This is a genomic window from Thioclava sp. GXIMD2076, assembly GCF_037949795.1.
Lineage (GTDB): Bacteria > Pseudomonadota > Alphaproteobacteria > Rhodobacterales > Rhodobacteraceae > Thioclava > Thioclava kandeliae.
Genome location: NZ_CP149933.1, coordinates 74,389 through 98,036, shown reverse-complemented (window position 1 = coordinate 98,036; position 23,648 = coordinate 74,389). Strand labels below are relative to the sequence as shown.

Annotated in this window: 24 protein-coding genes, 1 tRNA gene and 1 pseudogene; 12 read left to right on the top strand and 14 right to left on the bottom strand. The window is 62.7% G+C overall.

The window, feature by feature from the left end; genetic code table 11:
• Positions 1–325: 325 nt before the first annotated feature.
• Both WDB91_RS14405 and WDB91_RS14400 read right to left on the bottom strand, forming a co-directional pair.
• On the bottom strand, positions 326–1,732 hold the full coding sequence (locus WDB91_RS14405) for a PepSY domain-containing protein (protein ID WP_339114889.1): 1,407 nt from the start codon (positions 1,730–1,732) through the stop codon (positions 326–328).
• Between the two features lie 108 nt (positions 1,733–1,840).
• A complete protein-coding gene (locus WDB91_RS14400; RefSeq protein ID WP_339114888.1) occupies positions 1,841–2,191 on the bottom strand; it encodes a hypothetical protein in 351 nt (116 codons plus the stop codon).
• 466 nt (positions 2,192–2,657) lie between these two features.
• On the opposite strand from WDB91_RS14400, the pseudogene WDB91_RS14395 reads away from it, so the two are divergent.
• Positions 2,658–2,992, top strand: a pseudogene (locus WDB91_RS14395) (transposase); the annotation flags it as partial.
• Positions 2,993–3,843: 851 nt separating this feature from the next.
• Here the strand turns inward: WDB91_RS14395 and WDB91_RS14390 are convergent.
• From WDB91_RS14390 to WDB91_RS14375, 4 genes are all read right to left on the bottom strand, one after another.
• Positions 3,844–4,848, bottom strand: a complete 1,005-nt coding sequence (locus tag WDB91_RS14390) for an aldo/keto reductase (protein WP_339114887.1) — start codon at positions 4,846–4,848, stop codon at positions 3,844–3,846.
• Between the two features lie 244 nt (positions 4,849–5,092).
• Positions 5,093–6,112 (bottom strand): HWE histidine kinase domain-containing protein, encoded by a 1,020-nt coding sequence (locus WDB91_RS14385; protein WP_339114886.1) that lies wholly within the window; start codon positions 6,110–6,112, stop codon positions 5,093–5,095.
• A gap of 157 nt (positions 6,113–6,269) precedes the next feature.
• Entirely contained in the window at positions 6,270–6,890 is a 621-nt protein-coding gene (locus WDB91_RS14380) for an SOS response-associated peptidase (RefSeq protein ID WP_339114885.1), read from the bottom strand.
• A 5-nt stretch (positions 6,891–6,895) separates the two neighbouring features.
• On the bottom strand, positions 6,896–7,066 hold the full coding sequence (locus WDB91_RS14375; RefSeq protein WP_339114884.1) for a DUF2256 domain-containing protein: 171 nt from the start codon (positions 7,064–7,066) through the stop codon (positions 6,896–6,898).
• Positions 7,067–7,472: 406 nt separating this feature from the next.
• Here WDB91_RS14375 and WDB91_RS14370 point away from each other — a divergent pair.
• A tRNA-Ser gene (locus WDB91_RS14370) sits at positions 7,473–7,562 on the top strand.
• Between the two features lie 475 nt (positions 7,563–8,037).
• Positions 8,038–9,246 carry an MFS transporter gene (locus WDB91_RS14365; RefSeq protein ID WP_339114883.1) on the top strand — a complete coding sequence of 403 codons (1,209 nt, stop codon included), beginning with the start codon at positions 8,038–8,040 and terminating at the stop codon, positions 9,244–9,246.
• Between the two features lie 33 nt (positions 9,247–9,279).
• Here WDB91_RS14365 and WDB91_RS14360 read toward each other — a convergent pair whose 3' ends face one another.
• Positions 9,280–10,170, bottom strand: coding sequence for a LysR family transcriptional regulator (locus WDB91_RS14360; protein ID WP_339114882.1), 891 nt, complete (start codon positions 10,168–10,170; stop codon positions 9,280–9,282).
• Positions 10,171–10,451: 281 nt separating this feature from the next.
• On the opposite strand from WDB91_RS14360, the gene WDB91_RS14355 reads away from it, so the two are divergent.
• The 3 genes from WDB91_RS14355 to grxC are packed head-to-tail and all read left to right on the top strand — an operon-like array spanning position 10,452 to position 11,550.
• Positions 10,452–10,775, top strand: a complete 324-nt coding sequence (locus WDB91_RS14355) for a thioredoxin domain-containing protein (RefSeq protein ID WP_339114881.1) — start codon at positions 10,452–10,454, stop codon at positions 10,773–10,775.
• 34 nt (positions 10,776–10,809) lie between these two features.
• The gene (locus WDB91_RS14350) at positions 10,810–11,247 is read left to right on the top strand and encodes an OsmC family protein (protein WP_339114880.1); all 438 of its coding nucleotides are present in this window, start codon (positions 10,810–10,812) and stop codon (positions 11,245–11,247) included.
• A 45-nt stretch (positions 11,248–11,292) separates the two neighbouring features.
• Positions 11,293–11,550, top strand: coding sequence for a glutaredoxin 3 (grxC, locus tag WDB91_RS14345; RefSeq protein ID WP_339114879.1), 258 nt, complete (start codon positions 11,293–11,295; stop codon positions 11,548–11,550).
• Between the two features lie 207 nt (positions 11,551–11,757).
• Here grxC and WDB91_RS14340 read toward each other — a convergent pair whose 3' ends face one another.
• Positions 11,758–12,738 (bottom strand): MDR family oxidoreductase, encoded by a 981-nt coding sequence (locus WDB91_RS14340; protein WP_339114878.1) that lies wholly within the window; start codon positions 12,736–12,738, stop codon positions 11,758–11,760.
• Between the two features lie 4 nt (positions 12,739–12,742).
• The gene (locus WDB91_RS14335; protein ID WP_339114877.1) at positions 12,743–13,414 is read right to left on the bottom strand and encodes a TetR/AcrR family transcriptional regulator; all 672 of its coding nucleotides are present in this window, start codon (positions 13,412–13,414) and stop codon (positions 12,743–12,745) included.
• Between the two features lie 239 nt (positions 13,415–13,653).
• Between WDB91_RS14335 and WDB91_RS14330 the strand changes: the two genes are divergently transcribed.
• The 6 genes from WDB91_RS14330 to hydA all read left to right on the top strand — a co-directional run bounded on the left by WDB91_RS14330 (position 13,654) and on the right by hydA (position 19,271).
• The gene (locus WDB91_RS14330) at positions 13,654–14,442 is read left to right on the top strand and encodes a glucose 1-dehydrogenase (RefSeq protein WP_339114876.1); all 789 of its coding nucleotides are present in this window, start codon (positions 13,654–13,656) and stop codon (positions 14,440–14,442) included.
• 151 nt (positions 14,443–14,593) lie between these two features.
• Complete coding sequence (locus tag WDB91_RS14325) at positions 14,594–14,989, top strand: VOC family protein (protein WP_339114875.1); 396 nt, start codon at positions 14,594–14,596, stop codon at positions 14,987–14,989.
• 49 nt (positions 14,990–15,038) lie between these two features.
• Positions 15,039–15,569, top strand: a complete 531-nt coding sequence (locus WDB91_RS14320; RefSeq protein ID WP_339114874.1) for a hypothetical protein — start codon at positions 15,039–15,041, stop codon at positions 15,567–15,569.
• The gene (locus WDB91_RS14315; RefSeq protein ID WP_339114873.1) at positions 15,566–17,146 is read left to right on the top strand and encodes a GMC family oxidoreductase; all 1,581 of its coding nucleotides are present in this window, start codon (positions 15,566–15,568) and stop codon (positions 17,144–17,146) included. The genes WDB91_RS14320 and WDB91_RS14315 overlap by 4 nt, the downstream gene beginning before the upstream one ends.
• Before the next feature lie 49 nt (positions 17,147–17,195).
• Positions 17,196–17,579 (top strand): ribbon-helix-helix domain-containing protein, encoded by a 384-nt coding sequence (locus tag WDB91_RS14310; RefSeq protein ID WP_339114872.1) that lies wholly within the window; start codon positions 17,196–17,198, stop codon positions 17,577–17,579.
• Positions 17,580–17,837: 258 nt separating this feature from the next.
• Positions 17,838–19,271, top strand: a complete 1,434-nt coding sequence (hydA, locus tag WDB91_RS14305) for a dihydropyrimidinase (RefSeq protein ID WP_339114871.1) — start codon at positions 17,838–17,840, stop codon at positions 19,269–19,271.
• Positions 19,272–19,382: 111 nt separating this feature from the next.
• Here hydA and WDB91_RS14300 read toward each other — a convergent pair whose 3' ends face one another.
• The 5 genes from WDB91_RS14300 to WDB91_RS14280 all read right to left on the bottom strand — a co-directional run bounded on the left by WDB91_RS14300 (position 19,383) and on the right by WDB91_RS14280 (position 23,466).
• Complete coding sequence (locus WDB91_RS14300; RefSeq protein WP_339114870.1) at positions 19,383–20,240, bottom strand: peptidase; 858 nt, start codon at positions 20,238–20,240, stop codon at positions 19,383–19,385.
• A gap of 154 nt (positions 20,241–20,394) precedes the next feature.
• A complete protein-coding gene (locus WDB91_RS14295; RefSeq protein ID WP_339114869.1) occupies positions 20,395–21,117 on the bottom strand; it encodes an SDR family oxidoreductase in 723 nt (240 codons plus the stop codon).
• On the bottom strand, positions 21,114–21,878 hold the full coding sequence (locus WDB91_RS14290) for an amino acid ABC transporter ATP-binding protein (protein ID WP_339114868.1): 765 nt from the start codon (positions 21,876–21,878) through the stop codon (positions 21,114–21,116). Before WDB91_RS14290 ends, WDB91_RS14295 begins: the two co-directional genes overlap by 4 nt.
• Positions 21,875–22,594 carry an amino acid ABC transporter permease gene (locus WDB91_RS14285; protein ID WP_339114867.1) on the bottom strand — a complete coding sequence of 240 codons (720 nt, stop codon included), beginning with the start codon at positions 22,592–22,594 and terminating at the stop codon, positions 21,875–21,877. The genes WDB91_RS14290 and WDB91_RS14285 overlap by 4 nt, the downstream gene beginning before the upstream one ends.
• Before the next feature lie 62 nt (positions 22,595–22,656).
• Positions 22,657–23,466 (bottom strand): transporter substrate-binding domain-containing protein, encoded by an 810-nt coding sequence (locus WDB91_RS14280; protein ID WP_339114866.1) that lies wholly within the window; start codon positions 23,464–23,466, stop codon positions 22,657–22,659.
• Between the last annotated feature and the right edge of the window lie 182 nt (positions 23,467–23,648).

Genomic DNA, 23,648 nt, shown 5'->3' with positions numbered 1-23,648 from the left:
GAAGGCTTGCCCCCCCGCAGGCGGTTTGCTGCTCTGCCCATATCTCGCCGACCGGCAGCGCCAACCGGTCCGCTCCCTCCAAAAGGCCGCTGCTGCCTCTCCGCTTATCACTCGGGCTTTCGGCTTATACCGAAAGACGCACACCGCTCTCACGAACGATGTATGGCGCGCTATCGATAAGCTGACTTGAGGCAAATCAAGCGTTGCGGCCTGTCATGACCGCCCGAGCCGTCATCCGGCCAACCCGGACGCGCTGCCGGAAGAGGCACCACCGGGAGCCCGATGAAGGGCCAGCCCTCCATCGGTCGCATCGCGGGTTTTCACGTCAGCTCGGCACGATCCGTCTGCGCGCGACATAGGCCACGAGTTCGACCGCCACGAGCACCAGCATCGACAGCCCCACCAGCGGAAAGAAGATCCCAGCAGCAAGCGCCATCACCAGCAGCACGCGCGGGATGCGCCCGTCATCCGGCAAAGCGGGCACACCGAGCCCACCGACCGGACGGCGTTTCCACCACATGACTGCGCCCGAAAGACACAGCCCGATCATCGCAAGACAGGCGAGCGCCAGCACGATCTGGTTGGCCAGCCCCCATTCCTGCCCCATATGCACGCTGATCCCCCATTCGGCCCAACGCCCCAGCCCCCCGAGATCCGCGAAACCGGCATCATAGAGCACAGCGCCCGAATACTGGTCGAGATGGATCACCCGCTCGTCCTGGATGGTATCGGGATAGACCGAGGCCGAAAAGACACCTGTCGGTCCTTCCGGCATCGAGAGCGAATAGCCCGGCACGAGCCCGAGCGCCTCGACCTCGGCCACCACCTGATCAAGGCGCATCGGCACGCCACTGGGTCCCTGCGCCGCCACTCCGGTATGGTGGCCCGCATGGGCACCCGTTGCCTCGGGCAGCGGTGATTGCGGGATCGGCTGGCGCTCCATGATCCAGGGCGCGCGCTCGACAGCCTCTCCGGTAGGGACGCTCGAGCGGGGCAGATCGGACCAATAGCCATCAGGCATGCCCAGCCCGAGGGCATAGGCGAACGTGTAGAACTTGCCGCCCCAGACGCCCGACCAGGGCAGGCCGGTCAGTGCCAGAAACACAATGAAGATACCGGTATAGATCCCCGTCACCGCGTGCAGATCCCGCCACCACGGACGGCCACGGCGGGCCCTGATCCGCACGGTCCCCACATGTTTGCGCCCGCGCGGCAGCCAGAGATAGACGCCCGACCCCACCAGCAGGATCATCCAGCCTGCCGCCGCCTCGATCAGCCGGTTCCCGAACCAGCCGACATAGTCGAGCGAATGCAGCCTGCGCACGAGCGACATTACGGGGCTGCCGGAGGCGCCCCCGTCCCAGAGCGTGCCCAGCACGGCCCCGTCATGGGGGTTGACATAGATCGTGTCGCGCAGCCCGTCCGCGCCCATTATATCCACCTCGGCGCTACGGTCGGCGGCAGGGGCAGGCGCATAGGCCTTGAGCGTGCCCGGATGGGCATCGAGCGCCGCCGCCACGATCCGCGAGGGCGACAGTGCATCTTCGGCCGGTGCCACAAAGCGCAGCTTGTGATAGGCCGCGTTGTTGATCTCGTCCTTGAAGAGATAGATCCCGCCCGTCACCGCGAGGATCAGCACGAAGGGCAGGACGACGAGCCCCGCGACGAAATGCCAGCGCCACACGGCGCGATAGAGTGCGGAGCTACCCGCACGCGAAGAGAGTTCGGTCATCTGGAATATCCATAGAGTCCGCCGGACGCCACGACCGGGCAGTCCTGTTCTGCGGACATGCAAAAGGGCACCCCGCACGGGCCGCGCGGGGGAGAGACATCTGATCAGTCAGACGCTCCCAGGGGGTGCCCTGATGCCATGGGCGGACCTCTGTGCCGAACCGGTCCCGCGCAGTCCCTCACCCGCCCGCCACCTGTCCTGCGCCACGAACCGGCCTTCGACCGTTACGAATTCGGGGCGCGGAGCATCGGGCAAACTGTGGCAGAACGGGCAGTGATATCCCGCCCCATGCGGGGTCTCGCCGCAGATGCCGCCCGCGAGCGGATCGTGGAGAAGCGCATGGGCCTCCCGCGCGAGACTGTCTTGCGTGGGCGCCATCATTGCCGCCGAAAGAACGCTCGCCCATGCAAGGCACAGGCCAAGGATCAGCGCGGCGAATGTCGGCATACGAACGGTCATGTCCCCCTCTGCCACGGTTTTATTCACATGAAAAGCATTACTCCGCTTCAAATGCGTGCCGCTACGACGACGCACAGGTGACGACCTCGTGCACAAGCCTGAAGATCGGTGGCAGACCGCCTTCGGGCGCCCCGCCAACGGCGCACCGCAGTGCCTGAGGCAGCAGCGGCTAGAATGTCCTTCTCTTCGGGGGAGGCGACAAGCGGGCGCGGCAACAAGACCTGAACGATGAAACATGCCTTACTGGCGTTGCGCCGCGCGAATGGAGCGGCTCGAGCCGTTCTTTCCGAAGAACCGCCGAAAGGCCCGCACCGCTGATCGACGCGCCCTAGCGGCACAATCTTCCTCAACCACGATGGTGTGCGATGGTGCGGATCGAGCCGCCATTGATGATAAGGCAGGCCCCACAACAGCATCGCATTGTGCCAAGGTGGGTCTGGTTACAGCCATCCGGGAGGCGCCATCCATGGGACGGCCTATTATGATCGGCATCGATCTGGCCAGGAATGTCTTTCAGGTCCGCGGCCTCGATGCGAAGGGCAAGGTTCTCTGTCGCCGCCAACTGCGGCGCACATAATTGCCGCTTTGCTTCTCGCGCTTGGAGCCGTGTCTCGTCGGGATGGAAGCCTGTGGTAGGGCGCATCATCTGGGGGCGGGAAATTGCTGACCCAAGGACATGAGGTCCGGCTCATACCACCGGCTTACGTGAAGCCCTACGCGAAGAAAGGAAAGACGGATGCGGTCGATGCCGAAGCAATATGCGAAGCGGTGACGCGTCCGACCATGCGCTTCGTTCCGGTGACGCGCTGGCGCGGCGGTTGGCGACGCTACCTGGGCCAAGCCCTATCTCGTCCGGTGCATTTGCCGCAACGACGCCCGACATGAGCGCATTCGGGAGCGAAAGCCTCTGATGCAGGACCTGACTGGCTGGACAAAATGCTTGAGCGCAAACCGGTAAAGGTGGTCGCGATCCGCGCTGGCCAACCGCATGGCCCGGACGATCCGGGCGCTGATCCGAAACGGCGAGAACTATCCGGCCGCGCAGGCATAAAACAGAGAACCGTCGTCGGCGTCAGGTCGGCAGGCTCAGAGACGGTGAGGCGCAATGTGAGGTGATGGCACAGGGAAGGTGATACGCCTCCGTTCGGCGGCATGCTCGAACACATGGCGTATCCCCACCTCACCCCAGTTCGGACCGAGACGTTTTTGAACGCGTACCATTGATCGGGAGCCGTCCGCCGGCTGACTTCATCAAGACGGGCAGCCACAATGCAGCAGATTGACGCCGTATACCTGGCCGCGACCGACCAGACTGCCACAAAGCTCTAGCCAAGGGGCCATCCATACAAGGTCCGAGGCCGGTCCGAACACAAGACGGGCCGGATTGAAAGCAGTAGGCCAATGCCAAGCGTTCGAGAAAGCCTGCGCAAGTATTTCAGAATACACCGCACGGCATAGAGCCCGAAGGTCAAGACGGGGCCGCGCATGCCAGATCGGCGCTGTGATGCCCGATGAATCTGGAACTCACGTTACGGGGAAGCCCGCCACGGAACAGGCGTCGCCATTCCGTGACAAAAGATCAGGCTCCTCGACGGCTCGCCCTGTCCGGACGGCCCGTATCAACCCGCCGAGACAGCTGTCGTCCCTGCCGCTTATGCAGGTGTCGGGGCGTCCGGATGGATGAGCCCCGCGGACCGCAAATCGCTCCAGAAGGCTGGCGGAATCGGCGTATCCATAGCCACCAGATCGTTGATCGCCTCATCGGGACGCGCCATCCCGACGACCACGGCCTGCGCCACATCGGGCGCATGGGCAAACTGGAGAGCTGCCGCCAGAAGATCGATCCCGTGATCATAGCCAATTTCGGCGAGACGGCGGCGCTTGTCGAGCCGCTCCTTCGCGATCACGCCGCTTTCGGGGCCATAATGATAGCGATGGACCCCCGCCAAGAAGCCCGCATTCAGTGCCGAGCCGATAACGAAGCTATTGCCTCGCTCGCGCGCCTTGGGAAACACCGTCTCGACCGGATAGTCATGCTCGATCAAGGAATACTGGCTCGCCATCAGATGCAGATCGGGGTCGCTATCCTCCATTGCTTTCAGGATCGGTTCGGGGCTGTTGACCCCCATGCCCCAGGCCTTGATCACGCCCTGATCACGCAGGTCACATAGTGTGGCGAAACATCCCTCCACCGCTTCGGGCCAAAGCTCGAGCCACGGTTTAGGCAGGGCGGACTCGTTGTCGGGAGAGAGATCATGCACGAAAACCACATCGATACAGTCAAGCCCCGTGCGCTGGAGCGTATCCTCGATCGAACGCAGCGTCCCGTCACGGCTGTAGTCGTAGATCTCGATATTGGGCGACGGCGAGTAGGGCATCAGAGTCTGGTTGCGATATGCCGGACCCGCCTTCAACAGCCGTCCCACCTTGGAACTAAGCACAAAACTGTCGCGCGGCTGATGATGCAGGAACTGACCATAGCGTCGTTCCGCGACACCCAGACCGTAATGCGGCGCGACATCGAAATAGCGGATACCGGCTTCCCACGCCGTGCTCAGCGTGTCTGCCGCCTGCCGGTCGGTCGTGACGCGGAACTCGTTTCCAATGGGCACACCGCCCATACCGATGCGATGCGGGAGAGTATATCTTTGGGTCAAGAGAGCACCTGTTCTGTTACATGCCAATGCAACGATGCCCATAAAACGAAGTTCCACCCGCGGCGCCCGCTCGGGGAAAACATGTCAGGATGCAACGGAAAGAGGCTCAAGCCCGAAACTCGTGACGTCGTGGCCCGCAGCAGATCACAGCGCCGCCCAAGTTCTCGGGGGGCTGTGACCAAAGGCGGCCTGCCCTACCCGCAGGATGTGGTCCGTCATGGGCCGGCTTTATTCCGGGACGCGATTACTCGAGGGTCTGCCGGCTCGAGCGCAAAACGTAGCGGGTGCCTTCGGGCGCGTAGGTTACGCTTGCCTTGCCGATGAAACTCGCCGGAACGATGCGTTCGAGAAGTTTCGAACCGAAGCCTGATCGCTCTGGAGCCGCCACGGGCGGACCATCGCGCTCGCCCCATGCAAACACGAACTCTTCGCCCTCGATGCCCCAATCGACAGAAACCTTTCCGTTCTCGACCGAGAGTGCCCCATATTTCATGGCATTGGTGATCAGCTCATTGACCGCCAGCGACAGCGCAGTGGCCTGACGGCTGCCGATGACGACCGGAGGGCCGCTCATGACCAGAGCATCGGCAGTCACCACACGACCGTCGCAGATGCGTTTCACCAGCGCCTCGACGGTGGTCGCATTTTTGGCCCCATGCGCCAAAAGACTCTGCGCCTCGCTCAGCGCCGCCAGCCGCTCGCAGAAGGCGCGCGACATCGCCTCGATCTCGGGGCTGCCGCGCAAGCTGTGGCGGGCCATACTACTTATAATGGTGATCATATTGCGCATGCGGTGGCCAAGCTCGGCATTGGCGACCTCGGCTTGTGCCATCGCATCAACGGATTTCGAGGTCTCGACAACCGTATCCAGCATACCCAGCACCTGTCCGTTCTCGGCGCGGATCGGGCTATAGCAGAAGGTGAAATGCGCGTCCTCGGGATACCCGTTGCGTTCGATCCGCAGCTTGAAATCCTCGATGAACGTCGCCTCGCCCGCCATCGCGCGTTCCCAGATCGGCCCGATCTCGGCCCAGGCTTCCGACCATATCTCGTGAAACCCCCGCCCGATGCCCAGCCCCTTCTCGCCGAGGATCGGCGTGAAAGCGGAATTGTGAATGGTTATCCTCTCCGGCCCCCAGACGATCGCTTTGGGGAAATTCGATGCGAGCATCATGGATACGGCGGTGCGCAATTCGGGCTGCCATTGATGTATCGGTCCCAAAGGGGTCGATGTCCAGTCGAACGCAGCAATGACATCCGACATGGGATCGTCAGGTTGCAGAAATTGTGCCCTTGGATACATTGCGATGAACCTGCTCCTTTTACACCGTCGGACAATTACAGGGATCAGGGGACGATACAATCGCTGATCCGATCTTGCGGATAGTTTCCGGCAGAAAATAGGTCCGCTTAACTTACGGTCAATTGAAGGGCTCGAGAAGCTCCGGCCCGTCCGCCTCCAGCGCGAAGGGCGCGACCGGACGGTACCGGAAGCGGGGCGCCGCCCCAAGATCCGGATCACCAGCGCCCGAAAGCCAGAGCTCGCGCTCTCTGGCATCAAGCATCAACGGCATCCGGTGATGGATGGGCGCCATTGCGGCATTGGCCGCGCGGGTCATGACGGTGCAGGTCAGAAGATCGCCCCAGCGGCTCGCGAGCCCCGCTAGGTAGAAATTCTCCTCATTACCGGAGGGCAGGACAACAGTCGGCCGTCGCGCCCCTTTGGGCCCGCTCCATTCGTAGAACCCGCCCACGGGGATCAGACAGCGGCCATGGCGCCAGACCTGCCGGAAGCTCGGCTTGTCCCGCGCCTCCTCGATCCGCGCATTGAAAGTCGTGGCTTTCCAGTCCTCCAAGACACCCCTGTGCCACGAAGGCACCAGCCACCACCGCGCCTGCATCGCCACAAGCGGGTCTTTCCCCAAAATCACAACGTCCTGCGTCGGCTTGACGTTGTAGCGACGCTGGATCGGGTCGATCTTGAGCTGGGTGAAATCGGCTTCCGTATTACGGAGATTGGGGTCGATGATCCGTCCGCACATGGGCGTCACCCCGCCTCCTGAGCGGTTGCCGGCTTGCCCTTGGACTGTCTCCGGCAGCGCTCCGAGCAATAGAGCACATGCTCCCAGTCACGCTCCCATTTCTTCCGCCAGACAAAGGGGCGCTGGCAGACAGGGCAGATCTTGCTCGGCAGATCCGTCTTTTTCTTCATCCGCATATGCGCGCCCTCAGATCGAACCTGAGTCAGACATAGCGCGGCCGTGTAGAAATCCATCTCCCACCCGTTTGGTCTTTTGCACCTTATGCGTCTTTCCCTGATCTTTCCGCCCTCACCTCCCGAGCGATGGAGATGTCCCGCAAGGAAAGCAGCACATATCATCCGAACCGAGACTGCATCTCGATCACGGCAACCACACAGCCGGCTCCGCCACAGCGAAATCAACTTCTGGCACCAGAACAGATCGAAACCCGGATGGGAAGCGCAGACAATCTTCTGTCAGGATACGTTCGGGCCTGATGTGTTTTCGGCTCTTTTCAGGAGCTTGCAGGCGCTTTTGTTTTTTTGTCCAAATTCTAAAACTTGCTCTTGTATGTCCGTTAGTTGGTCGGCTATACGGGTCGACGGAGACGTGGCCGAGTGGTCGAAGGCGCTCCCCTGCTAAGGGAGTATACCGGGAACGGTATCGAGGGTTCGAATCCCTTCGTCTCCGCCACATACCATTTTGATTAAATGGCCTTGGGGCGCCCACCTATGTACAAGTCATAGGGCTTGCACACTCCGTGGCGACAGTATGTCCGATGCTCGGCATCCCCATACGAGCTGACTTCATATCCACCGCCCGATTATGCGCCCGATAGAGAAGGATGACATGCTGGCCCCTGCACAAACCTGAAGTGAGGCCGCTTATCGTGATCCCGACCCTTGCTCCGGAGCGGGGCCCCTCTGCCGCGAGCGAACCCGAAACATATCCATACCTGATTTCCCGCCCTCTCCCCAAGAGCGGCTACCTGCCTGGACGGGAGGGCGAAAAGCTATGGCAGAGAACGGATATCATACACGGCTGTATTAATTACGCTTCCGATGTATTTTTATTTCCGATGTAGAATTTATCAAACGCGCTTCCTTCCCCTATCTCTCCGGGTATCCGCCCGCCTTGCCGCGGGCTTCCAATCTATTCGGAGTTACTCATGCCTATCGGAGTCTGGGCTCTTACGGCTGCGGCGCTGGCTATCGGGATGGCGGAATTCGTCATTGTCGGGATCCTGCCGCAGATCGCCCGCGATACAGATGTCAGCCTTGCCACCGCAGGTCTGACCGTCAGCATCTATGCCCTTGCCGTGGCGGTTGCAGCACCGCTGCTGACCGCCCTGACGGGGCGGTTCGACCGCAAGAAGCTGGTGCTTGGCCTTATGGGGCTGTTCATCATCGCCAATACGCTCTCGGCCCTTGCGCCGAGCTTTAACATGCTCCTTCTGGGCCGCATCCTTTCGGGTGTCGTACAGGGGGTGTTCTATTCGGTGGCCACTGTGGTTGCCGCCCAGCTGGTGCCCAAGGAAAAAGCCGGGCAGGCGATTGCCACCATGTTCACCGGCATTACGCTCGCGCTGATCTCGGGGGTGCCGCTGGGCACGTTCATCGCCAATTTCTTCGGCTGGCGCGCGACCTTCATCGCGGTGACCGCCATCGGGGTCATCTCGATCCTCGCCCTGGCGCGCCTTTTGCCGAATAATATCGAGCGTCCGGCACCTGCCTCGTTCCTTGAACAGATGTCGGTGGTGCTCAAGCCGCGCTTGGCGCTTCTCTTCGCGATCACACTGGTGGGTTATGGCGGCTCGTTCGTGGCCTTCACCTATCTTTCGCCGATCCTCGAGACATTTACCGGCATGACGCCCAATGGGATCGGCACGCTCCTGTTCTTCTACGGGGTGGCCGTGGCGATCGGTAACCTGATCTGTGCGCGCCTTGCCGACAGGACCGGCGCGATGCCGGTTCTTCTGGGGATCTATGGCGTGATGGCCGTGGCGCTGTTGCTTCTGATCCCGTTCTCGGGCAGCCTCTGGACAATGGTGCCTCTGGTGATGGTCTGGGGGATCGTGGCGTTCGGGTCGGTCTCCATCCTGCAGCTCTACGCCGTCAATCAGGCCAGCATGATCGCGCCGCGTGCGGTCAATGCGACCTCGAGCATGAATATCTCGGCCTTCAATCTCGGGATTGCCCTCGGTGCGGGGGGCGGCGGCTGGGTTGTCGACCATCTGGGGCTCGGCATGACGGGGCCGGTTGCGGGCATCGTGGTGCTGGTAGGGCTCGCGCTGGCTGTTGTCAGCGCAGGGATCGACCGCCGCCATTGTGCCAGCCTGCGCGCAGGAAATGGCGGGGAGTGCCCCGAAGCCGCCTGAATGCCCGAAGACGAATAATAAAACGGGAGGCGGTCAGATGACCGCCTCTTCCAGTGCCAGATCGCGGATCACCTGCAACAGCGCCGAAGGGTCATCCTTGCGCCATGCCAGAGCCACGCAAAGCGAGGGAGCCGGATCTTCCAGATCGACGATCCGCATATCATCGCTTGCCGCACAATCGATGCGGTTGGTCACAAAACTGACCCCCATGCCCGCTTCCACCAGACACAGGCAGCTGCGGCCCTCGGTGCAGTCCTTGACCTTGGGCCGGAAGCCCGCGACCGAACAGGCACGGATGATCTCGTCATGCACTCCGGGGTTCTGCGCGCGCGGCGGAATGATGAAGGTCTCGCCCGCAAAGGCCGAAAGCGGCAGCGGCGCATTGCCAAGCGTTTTCAGATGGGGATGGCTCTTGGGAACAGCCAGACGCATCTGCTCGGTATGGATCTCCTGCACCTCCAGCGCCGGATCAGCGGCGGGCAGCAGCAGGAAGGCCGCGTCGATCTCGGCAGCCAGAAGCTGTCTGACCTGCGCATCGCTGGGCATCTCGTGGATCTGGAGGTCGATCTCGGGATGGCGCGCGCGGAAGCCGCGCATCACCGCAGGAAACACCGTCTGCATCGCCAGGGGCGTCACGCCGATGGCAAAGCGTCCGCTTTCCTCGGCAATCGCATGGCGGACCGAGCGCTGCACCTGATCGAGATGGGCCAAGAGCCCGTCCGCCTCACGCCTGAGCACAACCCCCGCCGCCGTCAGCGCCACACGCCGCGTGGTGCGCTCGAAGAGCTTCACCCCCAGCCTGTGCTCCAGCTGGGCCACGGTCTTCGTGACCACCGGCTGGCTCATATTCAGCATCTCCGCGGCACGGTTGAAATTGAGCGTCTCGGCCACCCGCAGAAAACAGCGCAGTTCCTTGATTTCCATTCGATACTCCATTTATTTCTATTTAGAATATATAATGATGCCGAATAAGAAATTAAACTCCCGCATTAAAAGCATATATGCTGAAAACAACCGAGAATGCAAGTAAAGGGGCACACTAGGAATGCACCGAAAGCTTACCACCTCAGGGTCGATGCCCGGGAGGGCATCGATCCATATGGCCCATGCAGGGCTGCCAGGCGGCGCCACATGCGGACCGCCATCCGATGCGGCGTCCCATTAAGGCGTCCCACCCGTTTGTCACACATCAGAAGGAGACAGAAATGTCGAAGGATGTAACCAGCCTCAATATCGCTAATTTTGCCGAGTTCATGGACACCCCCGGCCGTGTGAAAGTCCTGCGCTTCTGGGCCACATGGTGCCGCCCCTGTATCGCACTCGAGCCGGTCTTTAACGAGGTCGCCGCCGAGATGAAGGACAGCGCCGGCTTCGCCGAGATCGATATCGACAAAGCGCCCGAGATCGCAGGCACCTTCGGCATCCGCTCGGTGCCGACCGTCGTGATCATGAAGGACGGTCAGCCCGTCGATATGGTTGTCGGGCTGAACCCCAAAGCAAAATATGTCAAGGCCGTGAACGCGGCCTGAATACCCAACCCGCATATAGATAAGGAAATAGACCATGAGCGACATCACCCTGAGCGCCACCTGGCAAGGCGGCTTTGACGGCGAAGGTAAGATCACCGGCAAGAACCTCGAAGCGGGCATCGGCATCCCGACCGAATACGGCGGTTCGGGCGCGGGCACCGATCCCAAGACGCTGTTCACCTCGTCCACGCAGGCCTGTTTCACCCTGACCCTGCGTGCAATCACCGCCAAGCAGAACATCCCCGTCCAGACCCTTGCGGTTGACACGCAAGCCAAGGCATCGGGCGAGGAATTCGCGATCCATCACACTGCCAAGCTGGTTCTGAGCGCCAATGCGACCGAGGATGACCGCAGCGCAGCGGAAGCCGCGATCGCCCGTGCCGACAAGGTCTGCATGATCGGCAATCTGGCCAAGAAGGCGGGTGTCACCATTGACGTTACGCCCGAGATCACCGTCGAAGCGACGGCCTGACAGCGTGGGGGCGAATGCCCCCACATCCAGCAAGAGGGCTGCGTGATGGCCAAAGTCGAAATCTACACCACTCCCTATTGCGGCTATTGCTCGCGGGCGAAGTCAATCCTGAAGAGCAGGAAGGTCGCCTATACCGAGATTGATGCGGTTTCCCGCAGCAAACGGCAGAAGATGATCTCGCGCGCAGGCGGTGCGCATACCGTGCCGCAGATCTTCATCAACGGCATCCATATCGGCGGCTGTTCGGAGCTGATGACTCTCGAGCGCAATGGCAAGCTGACCCAGTTGCTCAAACTGGAGTAATCGGCCTCTTCCGCTTTGGCAGAGGGTCGGGTTTCCCAGTAGATCGGGCGGGCATGTCTATCGCCTGTTCCAGAGGCCATAGCACCAGAGAACGTGCGACAGAAACAATCTTTTCCCGCAGCCCCGACCGGGCATATGGTCCGAAGACGCGCACCGGCCAGACCCTGACGGCACCGTTATACGTCCGTCAGGGTCGGCGGTCGCGCCTCAGGCCCGGACCGGAATGACGATCCGGCCGCGCACCCCGCCATCGAGGAACTTCGAGGCCGTGGCAATCACCTCCTCAAAAGGAAGCTCGGTGGTCATCTCCTCGAGCTTGCCCAGATCGAGATCCTGGGCCAACCCCGCCCATGCCGCAAGACGGCGGGCTTTGGGGCACATCACGCTATCGACCCCCGCAAGTGTCACACCACGCAGGATGAAGGGGGCGACAGATGCCGGCAGATCCATGCCCGCCGCCAGCCCGCAAGCCGCCACCACCCCGCCGTAGTTGATCATCGACAGCATATTGGCCAGCACCGTACTGCCTGCAACATCGATACCCCCAGCCCAACGTTCCTGTCCCAAAGGCCGCGGCTTGCCCGTCAGCTCCGCACGGTCGATCACCCTGCTTGCCCCGAGACCGCGCAAATATCCGGCCTCCGAGGCACGGCCCGTCACTGCCGCGACCTCGAACCCCTTCGCCGCCAGAAGCGCGGTTGCCACGCTACCGACCCCGCCGGCCGCCCCGCTGACCACTACCTCGCCCTGCGCGGGCGTCAGACCATGACGTTCCAGCGCCTGCACACAAAGCATGGCCGTGTAGCCCGCCGTGCCGATGGCCGCCGCCTGACGCAGATCGAGCCCCTCGGGCAAGGGCACCAGCCAGTCCCCGCTGACCTGTGCGCGTTCGGCCAGACCGCCCCAGTGTTTCTCGCCCACACCCCAGCCATTCAGGATCACGCGGTCGCCCGGCTTGAAACCGGCATGTCCGCTTTGCACGACGGTGCCTGTAAAATCGATGCCGGGCACCATCGGGAAGCGGCGCACGACCGGTGCCGTGCCGGTAATCGCCAAGGCATCCTTATAGTTCAGCGTCGTATAGGCGACTTCGACCAGCACATCTCCTTCGGGAAGCTGCGCGTCGGCGATCTGCGTCAGCGAGACGGACTGACCGTCACCGGATTTGTCGATGACTATGGCTTTCATTATTTTATCCTTTGGTGAAACACGGCGGAGCGCCGCCAAGCATGTGAAGGAAGGTATCGGTAAAATTGCGTAGGGGATCAGGACGCAATTCGAGTTTGGCGCGCAGCACCGCCCCTTCCCAACCGATCCAGAACATCTCGGCCAGAGCCTGCGGGTCATGCCCGTCGGCCAGTTCACCCGCACTCTGCGCCTCGGCAAAAAGTGTCGCCGTGCGCGCCTGCCAGCGTTCCAGCACCGCCACGAGAGCGCCTCTGAACATATCCGGCAATGCGCCCATCTCCTGTCCGAGATTTCCCACAAGGCACCCGCGCCGAAATCCGTGGCGGGCCATCCCCTCTTCGGCCAGCTCGGCAAATACCCTGATCCGTTCGAGCGGCGAGCTGTTCGCACAGGCAAAAGCGCGCTCCAGCAGCGTGACGAAATAGGCGTCATAGGCCGCGATCAGTGCTAGACCGAAATCGGCCTTACTACCGAAATAGTGGTAGAAACTGCCTTTCGTCACCTTTGCGGCCTGCAGGATCTCGTCGACCCCGACTGCAGAATAGCCTCTTTCGGTCAGATGCTCGAGCCCTGCACGGATCAGGTTCTGGCGGGCCACCGAGAATTCCGGCGCATTTCGGGGACGACCGCGGCGGGGCTTAGGGGCGGGGAGATGCGGGGTGTCAGTCTGGTGCATGGATATTTTATAGACGATTCGGTCTAGAAAATAAAGCACCCGCGTGGACCACCTCTCCCCAGACCATCCCGCGGGGGTTAGGGCAGGCTCCGAGCCGTCTCGCAGCCCCACGGGATCGTGAAGAGAGGTAGTATCCCCATGTTACCCGCTGCCCCTCGCGCCGTCGCAGACTGACCGTCCGGTCGGCGCAACGCCTCGAAGGCCCGCCCCGCCGGAACAGATCAGGAGGAGGACCAGACATGCGCAAGACAACATCACGCGCGATACTCGTCACCGGTGCCGCCCGCGGGATTGGCCGCGCCATCGCGCTGCGGCTCGCCGAGGATGGCCATGATGTCGTGATCAACGATATTCCGGCCAATGAAGAGGCCGCAGAGGCCGTGGCGCAAGAGATCCGTGGTCTCGGCCGCACATCCGGCACCGCCATCGCCGACGTCTCGGAGCCCGAGGAGGTGCACCGCATGGTCGCCGATACTGTGGCCGCGCTCGGACGCCTTGATGTCATGATTGCCAATGCCGGTATCGCCCATATCCAGGGGCTTCTGGATCTCGATGTCGCGGATTGGGACAGGGTCATGGATGTCAATCTGCGCGGGGTCTTCCTGTGCTATCAGGCGGCGGCGAGGCAGATGATCGCGCAAGGCGGCGGAGGCAAGATCATCGGTGCAGCCTCTATCGTGGCCTATCGGCCCTTCGCGCTTCTCGGGCCGTATTCCGCGTCCAAATGGGCGGTGCGCGGGCTGACGCAGGCGGCGGCTATGGAATGGGCCAAACACGGGATCACCGTGAATGCCTATTGTCCGGGGATTGTCGGCACAAATATGTGGGATCTGATCGACGAGAAACTGGGCGCCGAAGAGGGCCTGGCCAAGGGCGAGGCGATCCGCAAATATGCGGGCGCGATCATGCTGGGCCGCGTCTCGGAGCCCGAGGATGTGGCCAAATATGTCTCCTATCTCGCCTCGGATGATTCCGATTACATGACCGGCCAATCGGTGATGATCGACGGCGGCATCCAGTTCTCGTGATGCGCCGGCGGTCAAACCGTTGAGACGGGCGCCATCCGCCTTAGATCAACCTTTGCGGGCACAGGTAGCATGGAGGTAATACCCGTTCCCGCAGATCGGCTGATAGGCTGGCGCTCTGGATATATCATCCGAACACCCCAAGGGAGGTTACATGGCGAAATTCGTCCATAGCATGATCCGCGTGAGAGACGAGGCGCGCTCGGTCGCGTTCTACGGCAAGGCCTTCGGTCTGACCGTGGCAGAGCGGCTGGACTTCGAGGATTTCACCCTCGTCTATCTGTCCAATGACGAGAATGATTTCGAGCTGGAGCTGACCATCAACAAGGGCACCGAGGCACCCTATGAGCTGGGCAATGGCTATGGCCATGCGGCCTTTGTGGTCGATGATCTCGAGGCCGAACATGCACGTTTTGAGGCCGAAGGCTTTGCGCCGCGCAAGATTGTCGATTTCAAGAACGGGGGCGAGCGGGTTGCGCGGTTTTTCTTTGTCGCGGACCCTGACGGCTATCAGATCGAGGTGATCGGGAAAGGAGGCCGCTTCAAATAAGACGCGACGACCGGCGTAGGAGGCGCCGGAATTCGGGAGGAGGACCCCAATGAAGACGAGAAACAAGAACGTGCTGCTGGGCAGCACGTCGACGGCGCTTGTCGCCGCGGTGTTCGGCAGTGCCGCACCGGCCAATGTCGGTCTGGGACTGGGCCGGCATGAATCCAGCCGCATCATCCTGATGCGCATGTTGCGGGTGATGTTCCCGCACCCATCCTTCAGCGATGCCCCTTACGAGCGCTGCGCCAAGGCGCTGATCGACGATGCGCGCCAGACACCCGGCCAGAAGATCTCTTTTGCCGCAGCCCTCGACAATCTGGCCGATGAGGGTTTTGCCGATCTGGGCGATGACGCGGCGCTGACCTATCTGCGCGGGATCGAGAAAACGGGCTTTTTCCAGCTCGTCCGTGCCAAGGCCGTGGTCACGCTCTATGACGACGAGGAGGTCTGGCAGGCGCTTGGCTATGAGGGCGCGAGCTTCGATCAGGGGGGCTATATCCACCGCGGCTTCAATGATCTCGACTGGCTGCCCGAACCACGGATCGAGGAATATGACGGGCAAGAGGGAGCACAGCCATGATAGAGCCGCGCATGAAACAGATCGCATTGGATGAAGAGGCCGTGGTCATCATCGGCTCGGGCGCGGGCGGCGGCACGCTGGCCTATGAGCTGACCCGTCAGGGGATCGCATGCGTGGTCCTCGAGGCCGGCCCGCATCTCAAGCCCGAGGACTGGATCAATAACGAATGGGAAGCCTTCAACCAGATGGCTTGGCTCGACCCGCGCACCACATCGGGCTCATGGCGGGTGGCACGCGATTTCCCCAACCTGCCTGCATGGATCGTGAAGGCCGTGGGGGGCACCACCACCCATTGGTCGGGCGCCACACCGCGTTTCAAGGCGCATGAGTTCAAGGCCGCCTCGACCTATGGCGCGGTCGAGGGCGCCTCGCTTCTCGACTGGCCGATCACGCTTGAGGAGATGGAACCCTATTACGACCGCGCCGAGAAGGCGATGGGCAGCACGCACCGGCACGGGCGCCCTGCCCTGCCGGCCAACAACAATTACAAGGTCTTCGCCAATGGGGCCGAGCGCGTGGGCTACAAGATGTATGCCACCGGCCCCTATGCCACCAATGCCGAACCCTATGACGGGCGTCCGGCCTCGGTGCAGGACGGGTTCAACTTTCAGGGCGACAAGAACGGCTCCAAATGGTCGACCCTTGTGCGCGAGATCCCTCGCGCGCTTAAGACAGGGCTGTTGGATCTGCGCCCCGACAGCACCGCCATCCGCATCACCCATGGCAAGGACGGGCGCGCCGATGCGGTGATCTATATCGATGGCGAGGGCAATCTGCAGCGGCAGGCGGCGCGAGTGGTCTGTGTTGCGGGCAACTCGATCGAATCCGCGCGGTTGTTGCTTCTGTCGGACAGTCCGCGCTTTCCGACGGGGCTGGCCAATGGCTCCGATCAGGTGGGCCGCAACTATATGCGCCACCTCACCGGCTCGGTCTATGCGCGCTTCGACAAGCCCGTGAAGATGTATCGCGGCGAGACAATGGCGGGGATCATTGCCGATGAAAGCCGCTTTGACCCCGCGCGCGGCTTTGTGGGTGGCTACTATATGGAGACCATCGCGCTCGGGCCATCCTTCCTTGCGGCCTTTGTCGAGCCGGGGGCCTGGGGGCCGGAATTTGCCGCGATCATGGAGGCTTATGCCAATACGGCGGGCATGTGGATCGTGGGCGAGGACATGCCGCAGGCCAGCAACCGCGTGACCCTTTCCGATACGGTGCGCGACCAGTGGGATCTGCCCGTGGCCAACGTCCATTTCGACGATCATGCCAATGATGTCGCCATGCGCGAATATGCCTATGCCCATGCCGAGAAGCTCTACGAGACCGTGGGGACCACCGGCACGCATCGCACGCCGCCCTACCCCTCGACCCATAACTTGGGCACCTTGCGCATGAGCGCACGGCCCGGAGATGGCGTGGTGGACCGCAATGGCCGCGCGCATGAGGTCGCCAATCTCTTCGTCTCGGACGGGTCGCAGATGACAACGGGGGCTGCGGCAAATCCCACGCTTACCATTGTCGCGCTGGCCATGCGTCAGGCCGACCATCTGGCAGGCGAGCTGAAACGCGGCACCCTGTGACGCGGGTCGGGCCTTCCGGCCCGCCCCTATCACCAAAGGAGGAAATGATATGTGTAGACTTTTTGTCGGAGCCCGATCCGATCTGTGGGAAAGCCAGACGCGCTCGATCCGAATGGATGGCATGGTGACATCGGTCCGGCTGGAGAAGTCGTTCTGGATGGTGCTGGAGGAAATCGCCGAGCGCGACAGCATGAATGTGCCGCAGCTCCTGCATCAGCTCTATAATGAAAGCCTCGATGAGGGCCATGATATCGGCAATTTTACCTCGTTCCTGAGGGTCTGCTGCATGCGCTATATCGATCTGCGATTACACGGGCTTGTCCATCAGACCATTGCGGGCTCGACCCTACCCGTCGAGGAGGTGCTCAGCCGCGAGGGCGAGATCTATGCTCGCCGCACGGCCAGACAGAGCGGTGCCGACCGCTCGCATTGAGCGCCCTGTCTCCCCTGCATGGGGGTGGCAGGTTCCGGCCGCCCGCAGAGCAGAAAGAGCGGCAGGTGCCTGCTGGCCCGGACCCGCGCAGGGCCTTCCCGTGCGCGGGGCGATCCCCACGAAATATATCTCCCCCCCGTTCACGTCGGCGTTTCAGGGCCAAGCCCGACTGGCAACCCAGCCGTAAACTGGATAGAGTGCGGATCAGCATCCATGTGAATGTCAACAAACGAAAATCATTCGGAATTCCAAAGATCCATGACCGCATCTGATCTCGTCATCCGGAACGGAGTCATCGTCACTTCGGCCGATATGCAAACCGCCGACATCGCCGTCACCGACGGCCGCATCACCGCCATCGGCAAAGACCTTCCGTCCGGCCGTGAAACCATCGACGCCACCGGCCTGTGGGTGCTGCCAGGCGGCGTCGACAGCCATGTCCATGTCGACCAACCGCTCTCGTCGGGCGCGGAAATCGCTGATGATTTCGCCTCCGGCACGGCCTCGGCGCTTGCGGGCGGCACCACCACGCTGATCGGGTTCGCGGTCCAGAAACAGGGCTCTGCCCTGCGCGGGGCGGTGGAGGAGATGATGGCGCGTGGCACCCGCTCGCGCTGCGATTTCGCCTTCCATATCCAGGTGACCGATGCCTCGGACGCGGCATTGGCCGAACTCGGGCCGCTCGCCGAGGAAGGGCACCGCTCCGTCAAGATCTTCATGACCGGCGGCAACCGGCTGGATGATGCGGCCTGCCTGCGCACGCTGGCCGCTGCCAAGAGTAATGACATGCTCTGCTGTATCCATGCCGAGAACCACGACCTGATCGCCTATCTCACCGAGGCACTGCTGCGTCAGGGCAACACGGCCCCCGCCGCCACGGCGCTCGCGCGTCCCGAGATCGGCGAGCGCGAGGCTGCCCACCGCATCCTGACGCTGGCCGAGGCGCTGGATGCGCCGCTGCAGATCTTCCATGTCTCGGGCGAGGCCACAGCGGCCGAGATCGCCGCCGCCCGCCATCGCGGTGTGCGGGCATGGTCGGAGACCTGCACGCAATATCTGGTCTTCACCGAGGAGGATTTCGACCGCCCCGGCATGGAAGGCGCGAAATTCCTGTTCTCGCCCTGCCCGCGCGGGCCGGACGCGCGCGAGGCGCTCTGGGCGCGGATCCGCGACCATACGATCGAGACCATCACCTCGGATCACTCGCCGACCTCTTTTGGCGGCGAGAAAGGCAAGCTCCACGCCGGCGAGAATGCGCCGTTCAACAAGGTCCCGAATGGCATCCCCGGCCTGGCGGCACGTCTGCCGATCGTCTTCAACGAGGGCGTCACCAAGGGCCGGATCGACCCGATGCGTTTTGTGGATCTGGTCTCGACCGCACCGGCAAAGCTCTTTGGCCTCTGGCCGCAAAAGGGCACGCTGGTGGTGGGCAGTGATGCCGATATCGTGCTGTGGGACCCCAAGAAACAGCGCATCCTGACCAACGAGATGCAGCAGCATGGCGTGGATTACACCCCCTATGAGGGGATGGAGACCACCGGCGCGCCGATCGCAGTCTGGCTGCGCGGGATCCGCGCATGGGAGGCGGGTGAAGTGCTGGCCGCCCCCGGCACGGGGCGGTTCCAACCCCGCGCGCCCTTCCCCAAGGCGGCGGTGCCACGCCATCCGGCGGGCTTCGACCCGCTGGCCTGAGGCCGGATACAAACCATGCGCCCCGACCGGTCGGGGCGCATGTGCCGAAATAGTCCCGAGGATGTCTGTCAGGCCCTAGGGTTGAGGCCAACGGGATTAGGCCGGCAGGATTCAAGCCCGCAGGGGGATCAGGCGGCTCAGGCGGCTCGGATTGGTCTCGGCCAGCAGGATCTCTCCGCTCCGGCCCTCGCTGAACCCGTGTGGACCATTGAGAGAGCCGCGCCCGCGCCCGAGCACCTCGCCCCGATCGTTGATCCGCGTCAGGGTCGGGATCGCATCGGTCACGAAAATCGTATCCTGCGCATCCACAAATACATCCATCGGGCGGCAGAAGACATCGAAGACCCCGAGAACCTCCCCCTCACGCGAGAAGATCTGCACACGGTCATTCTCGCGATCGGCCACAACGATCCGGTCCCCCGAGAGCACCGCCACGCCATGTGGCACGATGAACTGGCCGGGGGGCCGTCCGAGGCTGCCAAAGGCACGGATCCTCTCGCCCTCCGGCCCGAAGACATGCACCTGCGCGCCGGCATAGCCATCGGTCACGACAAATCCGCCATCCGACAGGAAGGCGACATCGGTCGGGTGGTTGAACGGCTGGCCCGGCCCATGGCGCTGCCCGATGGCCATCAGCTCCTGCCCCTGCATGTCGAAGACCACCACCTCATGGGCATCGCGGTCCACGACCCAGACCCGCGATTGCGGATCGATGGCGATCTTATGCGCATCCGTAATCCTCCCCGCGCCCCAGCTGCGCAGAAGCGCGCCGTCGCGGTCGAGCACATGGACGCAATCGGCGGGCGCGCTCACCCGCGGATCACGGCGCGTCAGCAGACAGATGCTCCCGTCCGGCGCACCCGCGACATCGGACACGGTGCCAGTATCCGCAGGGAGCGCCCCGAAGGGCGACTCGATCCGGTAAAGCTGCTGGCCGATGGCCAATCTCAATTCGGAACTGCTGTTCATGGGGCTGTCTTTCCTGTTCGACCCTGAGCGCCCGCCATCCGGACACTCCGTAAGCCTGTCTGAAGGCCGATCCCGCGCCATCCGTCGCACTACCCTCGGCACGAAATAGGGCGAAGAGACGCACGCCACTCCGCACGCCACTCCACTGGCCAGCCTATAGCGCCAGCCAGCCGCCTTCCACCGCAAGCACCGAGCCCGTGGTGAAAGATGCCTCGTCCGACGCAAGAAACAGCGCGGCTTTGGCCACCTCTTCGGGCCTTCCGAACCGTTTCATGGCATGGCGTCCGCGCGAGGCGGCCTCCTTGGTCACCGGATCGGGCGCACGCGCGAAGGAACGGCGCAGCATCGGGGTCTCGATCGCCCCCGGTGCGATACAGTTCACCCGCACGCCCTCTTCGGCATAATCCACCGCGAGGTTGCGCGTAAGCGCCATCACCGCGCCCTTGGCCGCAACATAGGCCGCGTTTCCGGCTCCACCCGCCAGTGCGATCTGGCTGCCCACCGTCACGATGGAGCCTCCGCAGGCACGCATCCCCGGCAGCACCGCCTCGATCCATGTCACAGTGCCCATCAGGCTGACATCGAGAACCTGCGCCCAGCGATCCCGCGTGGTCTCGTGCAGCTTGCCCCCGAAGGAAACCGCCGCATAGGCCACCAGCGCATCCACCGGACCGAATTCGGCCACGGCATCTCGAGCGGCGTCGATATCGGTGACATCCGCGGCCAGAGCCACAACGCCCGGACGGGCCTCGACCGGATCGCGGTCCACGGCCAGCACCGTCGCCCCCTCGGCCACGAACAGGGCGACGGTCGCCGCCCCCAGACCGCTCGCCGCGCCGGTGATGACGCAGCGCTTCCCTGCAAGCCGACCGGTCACAGGATCTGCCCCAGAAAATGGCGCAGACGTTCGCTTTTGGGCGTGTCAAAGAGCGTTTGCGGATCGGCGGCCTCGACATCCCTGCCATCGGCCATGAAGACGACCTTCTGGGCCACGCGACGCGCAAATCCCATCTCGTGGGTGGCGACCATCATGGTGATCCCCTCGGCCGCGATCTGCTCCATCGCATGCAGCACCTCGCCCACCAGTTCGGGATCGAGCGCCGAAGTCGGCTCGTCAAAGAGCATGACCTTGGGGCGCATCGCCATGGCACGGGCAATTGCCACACGCTGGCGCTGGCCGCCCGAGAGATGATCGGGATAGGCACCGGCTTTTGCGGCCAGCCCGACCTTGTCAAGGAGCCGGTGCGCCTCGGCCACGGCCTCCTCCTTCGACTGACCCAGAACCGAGATCGGACCGGCAATGATATTCTCGATCACCGACAGATGCGGCCAGAGATAGAAATGCTGGAACACCATCCCGATCCGCGCGCGCAGCGCCGCCAGTTCGCGCCCGTTCATAGCGCGCTTGCGCCCACCCGCCTCGACAAAGCCCACCGGCGCACCATCGACACGGACCTCGCCGAAGCTGGGCTGCTCCAGATGGTTGACGCAGCGCAGGAGCGTGGATTTGCCCGAGCCGGACGGGCCGATCAGGCAAACTACCTCGCCGCGCGGCACGGACATGGTGAGACCCTTGAGCGCCTGCACCTGACCGAAGGTTTTCTTCAGATCGCGGATATCAATCATGGCTTGGGTCATGCGCGGGGCGCCTCCGGGGTCGTGATGCCCAGACGGGCGCGTTTGCGGGCGGACATCGGGCGCTTCTCGACCTGGAGCACACGCTCGAGCCAGAGTTGCAGGCCGGTCAGACCGCTGGTCAGGGTCAGATAGATCACACCGGCAACCGAGAGGATCTCGATGGCATGATAGGTGCTGGAATAGATCATCTGCGAGGTGAGCATCAGCTCCTGCACGGTAATGACCGAGGCCAGCGAGCTGTTCTTCGTATGTGTGATGAAATTGCTCATATAGACGGGCAGGATCACGCGGACCGCCTGCGGCAGAACGATCTTCAGGACCATTGTCGGGTAGTGCATGCCAACGGCCTGTGCGGCCTCGACCTGCCCGGGATGCACGGCCTGCAGGCCAGCACGGATGATCTCGCTGTTATAGGCGGCGGAGCTGACCGAGAAGGCGATGATCGCGGCCGGAAATGCCTCGAGCGTGATACCGAAGGTGGGCGCGGCATAGTAGATGAAGAACAGATGCAGCAGCACGGGCGTGCCGCGGAAAATCCAGACATAGGCGATCACCGCCCGCTGGAGCCACACATATTTCGACATCCGCGCCAGCGCCAGAAGGAAGCCGAAGACCGTCCCGATCGCCTGACTGAGAACGGCGATGAGGATGGTCATCAGCGTGGCTTGCGCCAGCGCGGGGATATAGCTGAGAACGATGGAATAATCGAGCTGCATGGCAGGCTCCGCAAATCAGGAAGGGCCCCGGCGCGCGCTGCATGCCGGGCTTTGTAAGGCGATCAGTGGGGGACTTCATCAATCAGCTGATCGCTGAAATGCTCGATGCCGAAGTATTTCTTGGCCAGCGCGTCGAGCGTGCCGTTCTCGCGCATCTCGCGGATCGCGCCATCGATAGCCGCCTTCAGCTTGTCCGAACCGGGCTGCATCGGCACACCGACATAGACCACCGAATAGGGCTTGCCCACGATCTCGGCGATACCGGGATTCTCGCGGATGAAGTTGGCCGAGGCCAGCTCAGGCGCGATCACCGCGTCGATACGGCCCACCTGAAGATCCCGGAACATCTCGGTATAGCCGGCATATCCGGTGAACTTCTTGAAATCGCCATATTCCTTGGCAATGGCGCGGGCCGGGATCTCGCCGTCATTACCGCCGGCGATACCACCGACCCGCTTGCCGACAAGACTGTCATAACCGTTGATATCCGCGGCTTTGGTGCTGCGCACAACCACGATGGCCGAGCGCGAATAGGGGATCGAGTATTCGAACATGCCCAGACGTTCGGGGGTCATGTTCACATTCGAGAACACCGCATCGAAACGGCCCGCCTGAAGGCCGGGCAGGATGCCCTTCCAGTCGAGCCGGCTGATTTCGATCGGCACACCGATCTTCTTCTCGATGTAATGGGCGACATCGATGTCGAAGCCCGTCAGTTCGTTATTCTTGTCCACATAGGTATTGGGCGGCAGGTTGCCGGTCGTCACGGCGATCAGCTTGCCACGTTCGCGGATGGCATCGAGATCGGCGGCGGAAGCGAGGCTCGGAAGGCAGGCGGCCAGAAGGGCGGCCGAAATCAGGCTGCGTAGCATGGGATAGCTCCTGTTGGAATGGGCTGGGCGCGGCGCGCATTGATTCTTGGTTTCTTGGTGGGATACCACGTTCACCGACCATTGGTGCCGAGGTATATCCTGCGCAACCGCTTTCCCGAAGTTCTACCCACCCCCTCCATGACTGCCTATGATTTGTGCGGTTATAATGGACATAGTCGCAT